The following is a 15,262-nucleotide window of genomic DNA, read 5'->3' as shown; positions in this document are numbered from 1 at the left end:
GAGCCCGGCGCCGCGAACACCAGCCGGCGGATTACGCCTGCTGAATCTCATTCGTGCCGGAAGTCCGGTTTGCGTTTCTCAGCGAATGCGCTCATGCCCTCTTTCTGATCATGGGTCGCGAACAGCCCGAAGAAAACGCGTCGTTCATAGTGCAGCCCCTCGGCGAGCGAGGTCTCGAAGGCGCGGTCCACGGCCTCCTTCGCGACCATGGTCGAGGGTTTCGAGTAACCGGCGATGATCTCCGCCGCCTTCATCGCCTCGTCCATCAGCGCATCCGCCGCCACGATGCGAGAGACAAGACCGCACCGTTCGGCCTCCGCCGCGTCCATCATCCGGCCGGTCAGCACCATGTCCATCGCCTTCGCCTTGCCGATCGAGCGGGCCAAGCGCTGCGAGCCGCCCATGCCGGGGATGACCCCGAGCTTGATCTCCGGTTGACCGAATTTCGCGCTGTCGGCGGCGATGATGAAATCACACATCATCGCCAGTTCGCACCCACCGCCGAGCGCATAGCCTGCGACCGCCGCGATCTTCGGGGTGCGAAGTTTCGCGAACCCGTCCCAGCCGGCGAAAAAGTCGTCATAGAACATGTCCATATTGGACTTTTCGTTCATTTCCTTGATGTCCGCGCCGGCGGCGAAGGCCTTCTCGGAACCGGTGACGATCAGGCACCCGATCTCGCGGTCGGCGTCGAGCGCCGCCGCTTTCTCCAACATCTCCGCCAGCACGGCGCTGTTGAGCGCATTAAGCGCTTCGGGGCGATTGATCCTGAGAGTCGCGACGCGGCCCTTCCTTTCGACAAGAACGGTCTCGGCCATCTTCAATCCCTCTTCATCGTTTCGAGCCGCGGCAGCATGGCGGAAAAATCCTTTCCCCCGCCGCCCTCTTCAACCATCGCCGCGTAGAGCCTCGCGGCGTGGGCGCCAATCGGCGTGGCGGCGCCGGCGGCCTCGGCCGCCTGCTGGCTCAGATTGAGATCCTTCAGCATCAGGCTGGCGGCGAATCCGGGCTTGTAGTCGTTATCGGACGGGCTTTGCGGACCGATGCCAGGCGCCGGGCAATAGGCGTTCATCGACCAGGAATAGCCGGAGGAGGTGGAGACCACGTCGAACATCGCCTGCCGGGAAAGACCGAGCTTGTCGGCGAGGGCGAAGGCTTCGCAGGTGACGATCATCGTCGCGCCGAGGATCATGTTGTTGCAGATTTTCGCCGACTGTCCGGCGCCCGCGCCGCCGCAGTGCACCGTCTTCTGACCCATGATCTCGAACAGGGGCTGCGCCGCCGCGAAGGCCTCGTCGGAGCCGCCGCACATGAAGGTGAGCGTGCCGCCCGACGCGCCGCCGACGCCGCCGGAGACCGGCGCGTCGACCGATAGCAGCCCCGCCGCCGCCGCCGTCTCATGCGCCGCGCGCGCGGCGGCCACATCCACGGTGGAGCAATCGATCAGCACCGCGCCTTTCATGGCCGCCGGCGCGATCTCGGCCATGACGGAGGCGAGGATTTCGCCGTTCGGCAGCATGGTGAGCACCGCTTCGCGCCCCGCCGCCGCCGCCGCCGCCGATCCCGCCTTCGCCACGCCGTCGACATCATAGGGCGCGAGGTCGAACCCCGTTACTTCATGCCCCGCCTTCGCCAGATTGGCCGCCATCGGCGCGCCCATGTTGCCGAGGCCGATGAATCCGATCTTCATGGCGCTTCCCTCCCTCAGAGTTTCAATTCGTCCGCCCCGAGCGGGGCGAGCATCGCATCGACATCGGGGCGGCGAACGTCCGCGAGGCGTGGCTTCGCCCAGTGCGGGTCGCGATCCTTGTCGATCACCGCCGCGCGCACGCCTTCGAGGAACTCGCCATGTTCCATGCAGCGCGCAGTGAACCTGTATTCCTGGGCCAGCGCCTCCTCCAGCGTCATCGACCGCGCGGCGCGCACCATCTCCATCGTCGTGGCGACGGAGAGCGGACAGCCGCGACGGAGCGCCTTCAATGTCTTCGTCGCCCACGGCAAACCGGCGCGCGCCACCTCCTCCAGGTTCGCTTCGAGCTCGACGGTGGAGGCGGCCGCGAAAGCGTCGTCCATCGGCAGTCGAAAATAGGCGAGCTCGCCACCTTCAGGTTTTTCGGCGAAGGCGCGGATCTCCCCCGGATCGCCGGACTCCGCCAGCTGGGTCTTCAACGCTTCGAGCCGATCGGAAGGGACATAGGCGTCCGCGAACCCCGCGTGGATCGCGTCCGCCGGCCCCATGCGCGCGCCAGTCATGCCGAGATACTCCCCCGCGCGGCCCGGCGCGTTCGCGAGAAGCCATGAGCCGCCGACGTCGGGAACCAGGCCGATCCCGCATTCCGGCATCGCCACCTCGGTCCCGTCCGTCACCACCCGGTGTGAGCCGAGCGCGGAGACGCCGACGCCGCCGCCCATGACGAAGCCGTGCATGATCGCGACATAGGGTTTCGGATACCGCGCGATCTTGGCGTTCAGCCGGTATTCGAACGCCCAGAACCCCTGCCCGAAAGCGAAATCCCCGGCGCGGCCTGTCTCGTAGAGATCGCGGATATCGCCGCCAGCGGCGAAGGCGCGCGCGCCCGCCGCGTCGATCAGCACCAGCGCGACGCGATCGTCGTCCCGCCATTCTTCCAGCGCGGCGTCGATCGCGCGCAGCATGTCGTAGGTGAGCGAATTGAGCGTTTCCGGCCGGTTGAGCGTGATCCGACCGGCGCGCCCTTCGATGCGGATCAGAATGTCGCTCACGCCGCCCGCTCCGCCAGCAACGCGCGGGAGATGATCACCCGCATGATCTCGTTCGTTCCTTCAAGGATCTGGTGCACCCGCAGATCGCGGACGATCTTCTCCATTCCATAATCGGCGAGATAACCATACCCGCCATGAAGTTGAAGCGCATCGTTGGCGACCCGGAAGGCGGCATCGGTGACGAAGCGCTTCGCCATGGCGCAGAACTTCGTCGCATCGGGCGCATCCTTGTCCAGTTTCCACGCCGCCTGCCGCAGAAAGATGCGCGCCGCCTGCAGTTCGGTCTCCATATCCGCCAGCCGGAACTGGAGCCCCTGGAACTGGTCGATGGTCTTGCCGAACGCCTTGCGCTCGCCGACATAGCGCAGCGCCGCGTCGAGCGCCGCTTGCGCGCCGCCAAGCGCCGAGGCGGCGATATTGAGCCGGCCGCCATCGAGCCCGGCCATGGCGTAGGCGAAGCCGCGCCCTTCCTCGCCGATCAGGTTCGCCGCCGGTACGGACGCGCCGTCGAGCCGCACCTCCGCGGTCGGCTGCGCGCGCCAGCCCATCTTGTCTTCCTTCGCGCCAAAGGAGAGCCCGTCCGTCCCTGACTCGACAATGATCGCCGAAACGCCCTTCGGCCCTTCGTCGCCGGTGCGGCACATGACCAGATAGGCGTCCGAATAGTCGCCGCCGGAGATGAAGGACTTGGTCCCGGTCAGCGCCCAGCCTTCATTGGTCCGCGCCGCGCGTGTCCGGAGCGCGGCGGCGTCGGAGCCCGACCCCGGCTCGGTAAGGCAATAGGAGATCACCGTCTCCATCGAGGTAAGCCGCGGCAACCATTCCGATTTCATCTCCGCCGATCCGAACCGGTCGATCATGCCGGCGCACATGTTGTGGATCGACAGGAACGACCCGACCGCCGGACAAGCCATCGCCAGCGCCTCGAAGACCAGCGTCGCGTCGAGCCGCGAAAGCCCGGAGCCGCCGTATGTCTCGGACACATAGATGCCGCCAAGCCCGAGCGCAGCGACTTTGGGCCACAATTCCTTCGGGATCGTCCCCGCCGCTTCCCAGGTCCGCGCGTGCGGCGCGATCTCCGCCTGGCCGAACTCAAGAGCCATGTCGAAGATCGCCTGCTGTTCCTCCGAAAGCGCGAAATCCATTTCTATCCTCCGAAGAGCGCTGCGCGCAGTGAATGGTTCGGAGTAGCCGCCTCGCTTCTCCGCATCAACCTGTCCTGCCAAAGCCGGCCGCATTTCGAGCCGTTGGCATCTTCCCGCGCAGCGCGAAGCCGGTCAGAGGTCGACGTGGAATTCCTCGATCAGGTGCGTGACGACAGCGCCGAGCGCGGCCTCGCCTTCCGCCCCGCCGGCGCGCGCCGCCTCGGCGATGCGGCGCTGCCGGTCGGCGCCGTTGCCATCTGAGGCGATGCGCGCCAACCCCTCTATCTCCTTCAGCGAGGAGAGCGCCGCCGCATCCGATTCGACAAGCGCCATTATTTCGGCGGCGAGTTCGTCGAAGGGAACGATCTCCCCCCGCCCGAAATCGATCAACCCTTCGGCCATGCCGTAGCGCTGCGCGCGCCAGCGATTCTCTGCGATCAGGAACCGGTCATAGGCGCGCCAGCGCTGGTTCCCGGCCTTCAGCCGCCAGAGCATTCGCATCAACGCCTGCGTCGCCGCGGCGATGGTCAGCGTATCCTCCAGCCGCGGGCAGACGTCGCAGATCCGGCTCTCAAGCGTCGGGAAGCGATGCGAGGGGCGAAGATCCCACCAGATCTTCGAGCTGTCCTCAATGATCGAGAGATCGGTCAGCACCGCCACCATGCGCTCGTAATCCGCCCAGCTCGCCACGTTCGGCGGCAGGCCCGTGCGCGGCAGGCCGTCGAACACCGAAAGCCGGTAGGAGGAGAGCCCGGTGTCGCGCCCCTGCCAGAACGGTGACGAGCAGGACAGCGCCAGAAGATGCGGCAGGAAATAGCTCATCTGCGGCATGAGGTCGACACGGAGCGCGTCGCCCCCCGCCCCTTCCCCGAGCCCGACATGAACATGCATCCCACAGATGAGAAGGCGCTGCGCGACGCCGCCCATCGCCCGCCGGAGCTCGTGATACCGGTCCCTGTCGGTGTGACGTTGCTGCTTCCAGTCGGCGAACGGATGACACGATGCGGCGATCGGCGCCAGCCCGTGGCGCTTCGCCTCGCGCGCGACTGTCGAGCGCAGGCGCTTCAGGTCGTCGCGCGCCTCGTCCACCGTCGCGCAGACCTTGGTTCCGATCTCGATCTGGCATTGCAGGAACTCGGGCGAGACCTGCTCCTCCAGCTCGGCCGCGCAGGCCTCCATCAGCCCCGGCGGCGCCTCCGCCAGCGACAGAGTCTCAAGATCGACGAGAAGATACTCCTCCTCTACCCCGATGCTGAACGCGGGCGCTTCCATGCCCTCAGAATGGCCCGCGCGGACACCCGCGCGCAAGAGGCGGCGCGTCAGCGCGCGGGCGCATGAGACCGGCGCTAACACGATGTGAGATAACGCATATCCCTACCGATATGCGTGGAAATTTCTTTGACTTCATTATTGACGCTGGCTAATCGTCGAGCGTGTGCAGGTTTTGTGCAAGTGTGAAGCTGGGGCGTTTCAGGGTGTTTTCGCCCGCCGGCTTGTGGGTTCGTTCGAAATCGAGTGTGAGATCAACATCGCCGTCGCCGGCGATGTGAGGCGTCGCACGGGCTGTCGCAGCAAGGCTTTCGCTGCGACCGTCGGCCCGCGACGAGTTCGCATCGGTCCGCCGTTCGGCTTTGCGCGGGGAGACCCGCGAGAAAGGGACTATTGTCGTGTCGAAGCAACTGACCATCACGGGGCTGGCTCTGGCTGTCGCGGGGCTGCTCGCCCCGCATACGGCCGAAGCGGCCTCCTATTTCGTGCGTCCGTTTATCCAGGTGGGTGGCGGCGGACTTATCGACGGCCTTCAGCAGAACGGGGCGACGAACGCCTCGCAGAACTTCGGGACCAATTTCCAGTCCACGGTCGACCTGGATGACGGGACCGTCAAGGCGCGGACGAATATCCCGTCCGCCCAGAGCAACGGCCAGTCTGGCGGCTCGTTCGGCGAGCGCGTGGCGTTCTCGCCCGACGCGGCCGGCACGACTGTCAGCTTCTCCTTCGATTTCGACGGAACCATCGAGGTGTCCGATTTGCTGAACGGGCCTCTGGCGACGGGATACAGCGCATTCGTCTTCGCCAATCTCTTCGTTTACGATTCGAGCGCGGGCGCGACCTATCAGAACTTCAATACGCTTGGCGGCGCGCTCATCTCCCGGTCGTTCGCCCAGGATTACGGCACGTCCTCCGGCGCAACGCCGTCAAGCACGTTCTTCGATATCGACCAGACGCTTTCCGGTTCGATCACCGTCGAGGCGAACAAGCAGTATGACGTCTTCGCCTCGCTATCGGTCGCGGCTGCGACCAACCAGAACGACATCAGCATCATGATGGACTTCATGAACACCGGCACGTTCGCGATCGATGCGGACCCCGGCGTCACCTACACGTCCAGTTCGGGCGTCTTCCTCGACTCGACCGGGGTCACGCCCTCTGCGGTTCCGGTTCCGGCGGCGCTGCCGCTGCTGCTCGGCGGGCTTGGCCTGCTCGGCTTCGTCAGCCGACGCCGGCGCGCCGCGGCCGCCTGAGCCGCGCCCAACCGAACGCCGAGGCCCGGCCCGGAGCGACCGCTCCGGGCCGGGCTTCTCTTTTCCCTATGACGGGAAGTGGAACTCCGCGCCCTCTTTCACGCCGGACGGCCAGCGCGAGGTCACGGTCTTGGTGCGGGTGTAGAAGCGGAACGCGTCCGGCCCATACTGGTTGAGATCGCCAAAGGCCGATTTCTTCCAGCCGCCGAAGGTGTAATAGGCGAGCGGCACCGGGATCGGCACGTTCACGCCGACCATGCCGACCTCGACCCGGCTGACGAAATCGCGCGCCGTGTCGCCATCGCGGGTGTAGATCGCGACGCCATTGCCATACTCGTTATCCGTCGCCAGTTTCAGCGCCGTCTCGTAGCTGTCGGCGCGGACGGTGGAGAGGACGGGGCCGAAGATCTCGGTCTTGTAGATATCCATGTCCGGCGTGACGTTGTCGAAGAGGCAACCGCCGACGAAGAACCCGTTCTCGTAGCCCTGCATCTTGAAGCCGCGCCCGTCGACAACCAGCTTCGCGCCCTCTTCGACGCCCCGGTCGATCAGGCCGAGCACCCGCTTCTTCGCCTCGGCGGTGACGAGCGGGCCAAAATCGGCGTCGTCGCCGTCGGTATAGGGCGCGATCTTCATCGACTCGACCCGCGGGGCCAGTTTCTCGATCAGCCTGTCGGCGGTCTCCTCCCCGACCGGAACGGCGACCGAAATCGCCATGCAACGCTCCCCGGCCGCGCCGTAACCGGCGCCGGCCAGCGCGTCCACAACCTGATCCATATCGGCGTCCGGCATGACGATCAGATGGTTCTTCGCGCCGCCGAAACACTGCACGCGCTTGCCTGAAGCGGTTCCGCGCCCATAGACATATTGCGCGATCGGGGTCGAGCCGACGAAGCCGACCGCGCCGATATCCTTATGGTCGAGGATCGCGTCCACCGCGCCCTTGTCCCCGTTCACGACGTTCAGCACCCCCTTCGGCAATCCCGCCTCGATCATCAGTTCCGCCAGCATCAGCGGCACGGAGGGGTCGCGCTCCGAAGGCTTCAGGATGAAGGCGTTGCCGCAGGCGATCGCCGGGCAGAATTTCCACATCGGGATCATCGCCGGGAAATTGAACGGGGTGATCCCGGCCGCCACGCCAACCGGCTGGCGGATGGAATAAAGGTCGATCCCCGGACCCGCGCCTTCATTGAACTCCCCCTTCAGCAGATGCGGCGCGCCGATGCAGAACTCCGCGACCTCGAGCCCGCGCACCACATCGCCCCGGGCGTCCGGCACGGTCTTGCCGTGTTCGCGGGACAGCGCTGTCGCGAGCTTGTCCATATCGCGATGCAGAAGGCGCACGAACTCCATGATGACCCGCGCGCGGCGCTGCGGGTTCGTCGCCGCCCAGCCGGGTTGCGCCGCTTTCGCGCTCGCCACCGCGGCGTCCATCTCGTCCTGACCGGCCAGCGGAACGCGGGCCTGAACCTCGCCGGTTGCAGGGTTGTACACGTCCGCGAAGCGGCCCGAGGTCCCCTTCACATGCGCGCCGTCGATGAAATGGGTCAATTCCGCGACCATGGCCGTCTCCTCCGAGTGAATTTCGACACAGGCTTAAAAGAAAGGCTGAGACCGGGCAATCGACTTTCCCTGCGCCGCCGTCTAGGAACCGGTCGATGTTCCGTCGGGTAAGATTGATCTTCGCGCGCGCCATCGCCGCGCTCGGGCCGGTCGCTACGCGGCAGGCGGGCGCGCTCTGCTGGCGGCACGGCGCCGCGGGCGTCGAAATTCTGCTCATTACAACAAGGCGATCCGGTCGCTGGACGCCGCCGAAGGGCGGGCTGATGAAGGGCCGGACCAACGCCGAATGCGCCGCGATCGAGGCCTGGGAGGAAGCCGGGGTCAGAGGCGAGGTCGCCAGCGCGGCGCTCGGCGCCTATGCGACGCTAAAGTCCCGCAAGAACGGCGGCTGGATCAAACTCTCCGTGGAGGTCTACCCGCTCCGCGTGACGGAGATGGAGCCGCGCTTTCCGGAGCACGGTGAACGGACGCTGCGCTGGTTCCCGCGCGCGGCGGCCGCGCACGCGGTGCGCGAGGGAGCGCTTCGCCGGATGATCCTCGGCTTCACGCCCTGAGCGGGCGCCCCGGCGGCCCTCAGCATTCAGGCAGGTTGACGGCCAGCCCGCCCTGGCTCGTCTCCTTGTATTTCTCGCTCATGTCCCGGCCGGTCTGACGCATCGCCTCGATACAGTTGTCGAGCGGCATGAAATGCGCCCCGTCGCCCCGTAGCGCGAGCGAAGCGGCGGAGACCGCCTTGATCGCGCCAAGGCCGTTGCGCTCGATGCAGGGCACCTGAACCAGCCCGCCGACCGGGTCGCAGGTCATTCCCAGATGATGCTCCAGCGCGATCTCGGCGGCGTTCTCGATCTGCTCGGGCGTGCCGCCAAGCGCGGCGCAGAACCCCGCCGCCGCCATCGCGGAGGCGGAGCCCACCTCGCCCTGACAACCCACTTCCGCCCCCGAGATCGAAGCGCGATGCTTGATCAGTCCGCCAATGGCGGCCGCGGTCAGCAGGAACTCGCGCTCCCCCGCCTTGGTCGCGCCCTGGCAGTGGTCGCGGTAATAGCGCAAGACGGCGGGCGTCACGCCGGCGGCCCCGTTGGTGGGCGAGGTCACGACCTTGCCGCCAGCGGCGTTCTCCTCGTTCACCGCCATCGCGTAGACCGAAAGCCAGTCATTGGCGATATGCGGCTGGGCGATGTTGAGGCCCTTCTCGGCCTCCAGTTGTTCATGGATCCGCTTCGCCCGGCGGCGCACGCGCAGCCCGCCCGGCAACTCCCCCTCCTGCGCAAGGCCGCGCTCGATACAGGCGTTCATCGCCGCGGCGATCCCGTCCAGCGCAGCGTCGAGCGCGCGCGGGCTCATCCCCGTCTCCTCGTTTCGCCGCTTCATCGCCGCGATCGTAAGGCCGGAGGATTTCGCCATCTCCAGCATCGCGGCCGCCGAATCGAACGGGAAAGGACGCGTCGGCCCTTCGGCCGCGACGGGCGCGCCGTCGCGAAGTTCCCGCGCCGTCAGCACGAACCCGCCACCGACAGAATAATATGTCTCCTCCATCGCCAGATTGCCCGCCCCGTCATGCGCGAAGAGCTTCAGCGCGTTGGCGTGACCGGCGAGCGGCGGACCGTAGTCGAAGACGATATCGGCCTCCGGATCAAAGCCGAGCCGGCCGAGCCCTTCGACATCAACCGCCTTCTCCGCCCGAACCCGCGCCTCGATCCCCACCGCTTCATCCGGGTCGACATCGCTTGGGTTCTGTCCGGCGAGGCCCAGAAGCACTGCCCGATCCGTCGCATGGCCCTTTCCGGTGAAGGCGAGCGAGCCGTGGAGCGAGCACGAGAGCCGCGCCGGCGCCCCCGCCCCCGGCACGCGGTCGCGCCCGGCGCGAAGCGTCGTGAGGAATCGGCCAGCGGCGGTCATCGGCCCCATCGTGTGCGAAGAGGACGGGCCGAGGCCAACCTTGAAGATGTCGAAAACTGAAAGGAACATGGCGCCTCCAACGCATTCGATAGGGAGCATTCGCAGATCATGTTTCAAGAGGCGCGGCGGATAGGCGCGGAAAACCGACACGACCGGCATGGTGGCCCCGGCCGGACTCGAACCGGCACTTCCGAAGAAAACGGATTTTGAATCCGTCGCGTCTACCAGTTCCGCCACGGGGCCGCGGATGCGCAGAGACGCGCATATCGCGAAGCTGGCGTCGGGGCAAGAAGGCGCGCGATCGCCACTCAACCCACGCTTGAACATGCGCGCGAAGATTCAATTTTACAAAAACACGAACTCAGTTTAACTAGGATGCGTGGAGATGTAACTGGTTCTGTTGTGGGATGAAAAACATGAACATGTATCGCATGAGCGTGGCGGCGATCGCCATGGCTTTCACTGCGGGAGTCGCGCAGGCGGCGACCGTTTCGCTCAACTATGACGTTCCGACGCCCGCCGGCGATGTCCGCGCGCCGTCGGCGACCACGGGCGACGTTCGACTGAACTTCGTGGGCAACGACCTCAGCAACCCGGCTCCGAACTCTCGTTCGCCCTGGGATGGCACGGCTTTCGTGAACTCCGGCCAATATCACTCGGTCTCCGCCGGGGCCTCGCTGACTTATGACTTCGACGTGGATCAGACGAATTTCGGCCTGATGTGGGGCTCTCCCGACAGCTATAACGATCTCGTCTTCAAGCTCGACGATGCGGTCGTCTTCTCGCTGACCGGAACGGATGTCGACAATCCGCCGGCTCCGGGCGCGGGCTTCGTCAACGTGCGCATCAGCGATCTGCTGTTCGATCAGGTGATCTTCACCTCTGGCAACTCCGACGCGTTCGAGTTCGCGCAGGTTCAGGTGCCGCTGCCGGCGGCGATCTGGCTCATGCTCGGCGCCATCGGCGGCCTCGGGTTCGTGTCCCGTCGGCGTAGCGCCGCTGCGGCCTGACGTGACGAGGGGGCGGCGACGCCCCGAATGAGATAGCGAACGGCGTCCGGCGAACCGGGCGCCGTTTCCGGTTCAGGCGCCTGTCGCCTCCAACCGCGACCAGATCCTCTCAACCGAAGACCTGATCTTCAGCGCTTCCTCCCATCGATTCGACAGCTCGCGCCCGTCCGGGCCGGTCATCGCATATTCCGGGGGGCCGAGTTCGCAGAGAAAAACACAGACGCCTTCGTCGTTGCGCGCGCGCCACCCCCGGAGCCCCTCCTCCCACCAGCCTTCGAAAAGGTCGACCCATTTCCGATGCTGCGGGAAGTCGAGCTGCAGCTGGATCTGCTGACGGCTCGCGACCCGGCCCTGAAAACTATCGGACCGCGCGAGGATGCGCGAAATCAACCCCATGTCGCGCGTCGAGAGCGGATGCCAGAATTCGCGATCGACGACATAGTGCGAAAGATCGGCGCAGAGCCGCATTTCCGGGATCGCGTCCAGCAGAGTCAGCGTCGGATAGAGATCGTTGGTGATGCAGTTGCGGTGCGTCTCGAACATCACAGGCATGCCGATCTCATCCGCCATCTCGATCCAGCGGCGGATAACCGGGATCATCCCTTCCACCGTCAGCGGCGTCACCTGGCCGATCACATCGACGAATGGCGCGCCGAAATCCTTCGCCATCGAAAGCGTCTCTCGCAAGCTTTCGACTGTCTTCGGGAATGCGACGATCAACGGGGTGAGGCCGGTCCGCTCCAGATGCGGGCGGATTTCATGCGCCACCGCGACATCCGCGGCGCCGAGATCGATGGCGATCCCGTGATAACCGGCTTCGGCGACCATGTCGCAAACCACGCCGAGCGGCGCCTTCACGCCCGACTGGTCGTGCGGCTGCATCGCCCAGAGGGACTGGTAGAAGTGAAGCTCGCGGCTCATATCGCCGGCAGCCGCGCGAATCCTCCGCCGGCGCGCGGAGCGATCCAGACTTCGTTCATCGGGAAATCCGCCTCCGAGCAGGCGCCGGCGAGTTTCCGGATCACCTCGATTTGAAACTCGATATAGCCCATCCGGTGCGGCGCCCCGCCAATGCCTTTCTCGATATCGGCGTTGAGATCGCGCAGCTTCCAGAACGGCACCGACGGAAACATGTGATGGGCGGTGTGGTACTGCATCTGCCAGCACATCCAGCGCATCAGCGCGCTGGTGCGGGTCGAGCGGGTGTTAGAAAGAATGTCGTTCGAATGCTCCAGCCCGAGATGCTCGATCGTGTTCTGGAGCTGGTGAGTCCATTTCATCGCGAACATCGGCGCGATCCAGAGGATCACCAGCGCCCACGACTGGAAGGCGAGCGAGACCGCGATCAGCGCGAGATAGAGCCCGAGATGCCAGCGCCCCTCGCGAATGACCCGCTGTTCCTCATCGACGCGGATATAGGGCTCGATCACCTCACCCCGCGCGAACCGCAGGATGCGCGCGATGCGCGTCGGCCAATAGCTGAGTCCGGAGAGCCACAAGAGATAGCTGGTCAACCTATAGGGTTCGCGCGCCAGTTCGCCGTCGCGCTCCCAGTCGGAGGTGTGGCGATGATGGGCGAAATGCTGAATCTGATCGAAATCGCGCGGGAAGATCTGGATGAAGCCGATTGCCCGCCCAAGCCATTCGTTGAGCCATTTGGTCGCGAAAACCGTGCCGTGCGAAAGTTCGTGCTGCCCCGCGTAAAGAAAGTTCAACAGCGTTCCGTGGACCATGAAAACCGGGATCGCGATCCATGTTCCCCAAGTCTCCCATAGTAGCCAGCCGGTGAACAGGATCGCCCCGAAATGCGAAAGCGCCTGCGCTGCGCCGCGAAGGTCGGAACGCTGGGCGAGCGCGCGCAAACGGGCGGGCTCCAGGATGCGGCGGCGGGCGAATGTGGCGTCCATGGGCGATCTCCTTTCCGGCCGGGGCAGGATCGTCGATTCCGACTCTTCAGGACAATTGAAAATTCGTGCTAAGATTGCTGAGTTTTATTCAGCGAAAGTCGCCCATGCTGCCCCCCCCTCGCCGCCATCGAAGCGCTGGACAGGATTGACAGGCTCGGTTCGGTCGCCGCCGCCGCCACCGCGCTGTCCGTCACTCCATCGGCGATCAGCCACCGGCTGCGGACGCTCGACGACGCGCTCGGCTTTCCCACAGTCGCGCCGCATGGCCGGGGTCTTGCGTTGACGGGGCCGGCGCGGCGGTTTCTGGACGAAGCCCGCCCGGCGCTAGATGCGCTCAGGGCGGCCGCGCGCAGGGCTGGCGGAGCGGAGCCCGCCGGCCCGCTCCGCGTCGCCGCGCCGCCGGGTTTCGCCGCATCCTGGATGATCCCGCGGCTGGAGAGTTTCCGGAACGCGCATCCGGGCATCCGCCTGACGCTGGTCGCGGGCGAGGACGCTGCGGCGGAAGTCTCGATTCTGTTCGCCATTCCGGAAGAAGCGCCGGCAGACGCCTTGTTTCTGATGAAGCCGGCGTTCTTTCCAGTTGCGGCGCCTGTTCTGGCGCAGCGCGCCGGCGGTCTGCGGCGCGTCTCGGCGCTTAGGGGGCTCACCTTTCTCCATCTCGGAGACCGGAAGGACTGGTCGCTCTGGGCCGCCGCCTGCGGCGCGCCGGCGGACATGATCGCCGACGCCGCACGCGACGGGCGGGAGATGATCTTCGGCGATGTCGCGCTTCTGGTGGCCGCGGCGCGCGCCGGTCTCGGCGTTGCGCTCGGCGATGCGGCGACCGCTTCCGCTGCGCTGCGTTCGGGCGCGCTCACGCGCCCCCTCGCAGCGGAGGCTCCGGCGGAGCGCGGCTATCACTTGCGGATCCAGCCAGGGGCCGGGCGCGCAGCGATGCTGTTCGCGGATTGGCTTCGTCGCGCCCTGACAGGGCCCTGACGCCAACGCACTATATTCATTCCCGCCGGCGCATTGCGCGACCGGTCGGCGAATACCGAACCATGAAATCTGTTCAATGCGTGCGCCCGAGCGGTCTGGCGGCGCCATTCCATCCGAGACGCTGACAACAGTCAGTCCGCGCGCGCATTCCTGATCGGGCGACCTGCGAACCTATTTGAAGAAGTTTGGAAGTCCGATAGCGATCTGGGGGAACAGGAAGATCAAGGTCAGGCCCACCAGTTGCAGCGCCACAAACGGCCCGACGGATGAGTATACGTCGCCGAAACTCACGTTCTTCGGCAGGACACCCTTCAGCCAGAACAGGACGAACCCGAACGGCGGCGTGAGATAGGCGATCTGGATATTCACGATGAAGAGGGCGCCAAACCAGAGCTTGTCCACCCCAAGCTCATCAACGATCGGAATGAACAGCGGCGTGCAGAGCATGATGATCGCCCAGTCGTCCATGACCATCCCGAGGATCAGGATAATCAGCATCATCATCACCATGATGCCGTTTGCGCCGCCGGGCATGGAAAGAACCAACTCCGTCAACAGGTCCTGGCTTCCGAGCGTGTTGAAGATATTCAGATAGATATTCGCGCCGATCAGGATCCAGAATCCCATCCCCGTCAGTTTGAGGGTCGTCGCGATGGAGTCGCGAAAAACGTCCCAGGTGAGGCGCCCGTAGACGAGATTGATGATGAAGGCCCCGGTGGCGCCGAATGCGGCGGCCTCGGATGGCGTCGCGACGCCGCCCCAGATTACGCCGAGGACGATGAAGATCAGCACGGCGAACGGCCATATATTGATGACCGACTGCGCCTTCTCCCTGCGGCTGAAGTGTTGATCGCGCGGCAGCGCCGGCCCGAGATCCGGCTGAAGGCGGCATCGCACGCCGATGTAGATGATGTAGAGGCTGGCCAGCAACAGCCCCGGAACGATCCCGGCGAGAAACAGATCGCCGATCGAAACCTTCGCCAGCAAGCCGTAGAAAATGAACGGCACGCTCGGCGGGATCAAGGCGCCCAGCGCGCCGCCCGAAGCGATCGCGCCGATCGCGATCTTGCGATCGTAGTTGTATTTCATCATCGACGGGTAGGCGATCTGCCCCATCGTGATCGTCGCCGGCGGAGTGATCCCGGTCACGGCGGCGAATACGGTGCAGACGACGACGGTGCCCATCGCCAGGCCGCCGTAAACATGCCCGATCAGCTTGTAGACGGCGTCATACGCCATATCGGCGATGCCCGAATACCGGATCAGGCTGCCCATGAAGAGAAAGAGCGGCACCGTGACCAGCACCGAATTCCAGGGGGTGTAGTAAAAGGCGCTCGGAATTGCGAGGAGCGCGCGAGGCTCGAAGATCATCGCGAAGAGGACGGCGGTTCCGCCCAGACCGAACGCGACCGGAAGCCCCATGAATAGAACGACAAAAAGAATAATGAAATAAAGCGCAGTGATGAGTTCCAAGCTCATGGGCGGACCTGTAAATT

The 15,262-nt window shown here is 65.4% G+C and carries 14 protein-coding genes, 1 tRNA gene and 1 pseudogene; 5 read left to right on the top strand and 11 right to left on the bottom strand.

What is annotated here, in order from left to right; genetic code table 11:
- Nucleotides 1-47: 47 nt before the first annotated feature.
- The 5 genes from G5B40_RS19610 to G5B40_RS19590 form a co-directional block, all read right to left on the bottom strand.
- Nucleotides 48-818 (bottom strand): enoyl-CoA hydratase, encoded by a 771-nt coding sequence (locus G5B40_RS19610; protein ID WP_165102417.1) that lies wholly within the window; start codon nt 816-818, stop codon nt 48-50.
- Nucleotides 819-820: 2 nt separating this feature from the next.
- Nucleotides 821-1,690: a 3-hydroxyisobutyrate dehydrogenase gene (gene mmsB, locus G5B40_RS19605; RefSeq protein ID WP_165102414.1), complete on the bottom strand. Its 870-nt coding sequence runs from the start codon at nt 1,688-1,690 to the stop codon at nt 821-823.
- 14 nt (nt 1,691-1,704) lie between these two features.
- The gene (locus G5B40_RS19600; protein WP_165102411.1) at nt 1,705-2,742 is read right to left on the bottom strand and encodes a 3-hydroxyisobutyryl-CoA hydrolase; all 1,038 of its coding nucleotides are present in this window, start codon (nt 2,740-2,742) and stop codon (nt 1,705-1,707) included.
- Nucleotides 2,739-3,887, bottom strand: coding sequence for an acyl-CoA dehydrogenase family protein (locus tag G5B40_RS19595; RefSeq protein ID WP_165102409.1), 1,149 nt, complete (start codon nt 3,885-3,887; stop codon nt 2,739-2,741). The genes G5B40_RS19600 and G5B40_RS19595 overlap by 4 nt, the downstream gene beginning before the upstream one ends.
- Nucleotides 3,888-4,019: 132 nt before the next feature.
- Nucleotides 4,020-5,159 (bottom strand): carboxylate-amine ligase, encoded by a 1,140-nt coding sequence (locus tag G5B40_RS19590; RefSeq protein ID WP_165102406.1) that lies wholly within the window; start codon nt 5,157-5,159, stop codon nt 4,020-4,022.
- Between the two features lie 395 nt (nt 5,160-5,554).
- Between G5B40_RS19590 and G5B40_RS19585 the strand changes: the two genes are divergently transcribed.
- The gene (locus G5B40_RS19585) at nt 5,555-6,409 is read left to right on the top strand and encodes a PEP-CTERM sorting domain-containing protein (RefSeq protein ID WP_165102403.1); all 855 of its coding nucleotides are present in this window, start codon (nt 5,555-5,557) and stop codon (nt 6,407-6,409) included.
- Between the two features lie 66 nt (nt 6,410-6,475).
- On the opposite strand, the gene G5B40_RS19580 is transcribed toward G5B40_RS19585, so the two are convergent.
- On the bottom strand, nt 6,476-7,972 hold the full coding sequence (locus G5B40_RS19580; protein ID WP_165102400.1) for a CoA-acylating methylmalonate-semialdehyde dehydrogenase: 1,497 nt from the start codon (nt 7,970-7,972) through the stop codon (nt 6,476-6,478).
- A 95-nt stretch (nt 7,973-8,067) separates the two neighbouring features.
- On the opposite strand from G5B40_RS19580, the gene G5B40_RS19575 reads away from it, so the two are divergent.
- On the top strand, nt 8,068-8,526 hold the full coding sequence (locus G5B40_RS19575) for an NUDIX hydrolase (RefSeq protein ID WP_165102397.1): 459 nt from the start codon (nt 8,068-8,070) through the stop codon (nt 8,524-8,526).
- A gap of 19 nt (nt 8,527-8,545) precedes the next feature.
- Here the strand turns inward: G5B40_RS19575 and G5B40_RS19570 are convergent, their stop codons facing one another.
- The gene (locus G5B40_RS19570) at nt 8,546-9,940 is read right to left on the bottom strand and encodes an L-serine ammonia-lyase (RefSeq protein ID WP_165102393.1); all 1,395 of its coding nucleotides are present in this window, start codon (nt 9,938-9,940) and stop codon (nt 8,546-8,548) included.
- Nucleotides 9,941-10,029: 89 nt separating this feature from the next.
- Nucleotides 10,030-10,114, bottom strand: a tRNA-Leu gene (locus G5B40_RS19565).
- Nucleotides 10,115-10,287: 173 nt separating this feature from the next.
- Between G5B40_RS19565 and G5B40_RS19560 the strand changes: the two genes are divergently transcribed.
- On the top strand, nt 10,288-10,881 hold the full coding sequence (locus G5B40_RS19560; protein ID WP_165102390.1) for a VPLPA-CTERM sorting domain-containing protein: 594 nt from the start codon (nt 10,288-10,290) through the stop codon (nt 10,879-10,881).
- A 72-nt stretch (nt 10,882-10,953) separates the two neighbouring features.
- Here G5B40_RS19560 and G5B40_RS19555 read toward each other — a convergent pair whose 3' ends face one another.
- Both G5B40_RS19555 and G5B40_RS19550 read right to left on the bottom strand, forming a co-directional pair.
- On the bottom strand, nt 10,954-11,802 hold the full coding sequence (locus tag G5B40_RS19555; protein WP_246209654.1) for a sugar phosphate isomerase/epimerase family protein: 849 nt from the start codon (nt 11,800-11,802) through the stop codon (nt 10,954-10,956).
- On the bottom strand, nt 11,799-12,788 hold the full coding sequence (locus tag G5B40_RS19550) for a fatty acid desaturase (protein WP_165102387.1): 990 nt from the start codon (nt 12,786-12,788) through the stop codon (nt 11,799-11,801). The genes G5B40_RS19555 and G5B40_RS19550 overlap by 4 nt, the downstream gene beginning before the upstream one ends.
- Before the next feature lie 126 nt (nt 12,789-12,914).
- Between G5B40_RS19550 and G5B40_RS21560 the strand changes: the two are divergent.
- Nucleotides 12,915-13,016 (top strand): annotated as a pseudogene (locus G5B40_RS21560) (helix-turn-helix domain-containing protein); the annotation flags it as partial.
- A 51-nt stretch (nt 13,017-13,067) separates the two neighbouring features.
- Nucleotides 13,068-13,766: a LysR substrate-binding domain-containing protein gene (locus G5B40_RS19545; RefSeq protein WP_165102384.1), complete on the top strand. Its 699-nt coding sequence runs from the start codon at nt 13,068-13,070 to the stop codon at nt 13,764-13,766.
- A 171-nt stretch (nt 13,767-13,937) separates the two neighbouring features.
- Here G5B40_RS19545 and G5B40_RS19540 read toward each other — a convergent pair whose 3' ends face one another.
- Nucleotides 13,938-15,245: a TRAP transporter large permease gene (locus G5B40_RS19540; protein WP_165102382.1), complete on the bottom strand. Its 1,308-nt coding sequence runs from the start codon at nt 15,243-15,245 to the stop codon at nt 13,938-13,940.
- Nucleotides 15,246-15,262: the final 17 nt, after the last annotated feature.

The organism is Pikeienuella piscinae, from assembly GCF_011044155.1.
Lineage (GTDB): Bacteria > Pseudomonadota > Alphaproteobacteria > Rhodobacterales > Rhodobacteraceae > Pikeienuella > Pikeienuella piscinae.
The sequence above is the reverse complement of the archived record's forward strand: the minus strand, read 5'-3'. Positions and strand labels throughout refer to the sequence as shown.